The sequence below is a fragment of the Pseudomonas sp. RA_35y_Pfl2_P32 genome, from assembly GCF_963970735.1.
Taxonomy (GTDB): domain Bacteria; phylum Pseudomonadota; class Gammaproteobacteria; order Pseudomonadales; family Pseudomonadaceae; genus Aquipseudomonas.
In genome coordinates, this window is the sequence record NZ_CAXAQF010000096.1 from 1 (window position 1) to 692 (window position 692).

The window sequence follows — 692 nt, forward strand, 5'->3', positions numbered from 1 at the left end:
CCAATCTGGCGGCCTCTGGCATTGGCGAGGACGATCAGCTTCGTTCGCCCGACGACGACACGCACCTTTCGCGATCCGTCAAAGCGGTTTGGGATATCGAGCGGCGCGCGGTCATCCGCGCGCATACATGGAATTTCGCGATGCGACGGCAGCAGCTTGCCGCGCTCGCTGGCGAAGCGCCCTTTCCCTGGACCGCTTCGTTCAAGATGCCCGCAGACAGCGTCCGCCTGGTCGAAGTGCTCGGCCGGGCCGTCGGCCCGTATCGGCGCGATTATCAACTTGAAGGGAACTGCATCCTCACCAACAGCACCGGCCCGGTGCCGATCCGCTATCTGGCGGATGTCGTCGAACCGGCCTTGTGGGATGATCTGTTCGTCGTGGTGTTCGCACGACGGCTGGGCTGGGCAATCGCCGATCGCATCACGGGCGACCGGGGCCGCAAGGATGATGCGTTCCGTGTGTATCGCGATGCCCTGTCCGATGCGCGCCGGGTCGATGCGCGCGAAAATCCGCAGATCGTGTGGGAGCCCACAGACTGGGAATTGGCGCGGACCAGGGGCGGTTCCTTTGGCGTGCCCTATGGCAATTCCAGCGGGGGTTGGTGGGTATGACGCTCCAGCGCCCGATCGCAACCAGCTTCAATGGCGGCGAGCTTTCCCCGCGCATGGGTGGCCGTGTCGATACGGCGATCT

1 protein-coding gene is annotated in these 692 nt (G+C 64.6%); it reads left to right on the forward strand.

Annotated features, from left to right (window positions below):
• Positions 1-611, forward strand: a 611-nt coding sequence (locus tag AACY45_RS27260; RefSeq protein WP_339548535.1) for a hypothetical protein, incomplete at its 5' end; no start/stop codon positions are given.
• Positions 612-692: the final 81 nt, after the last annotated feature.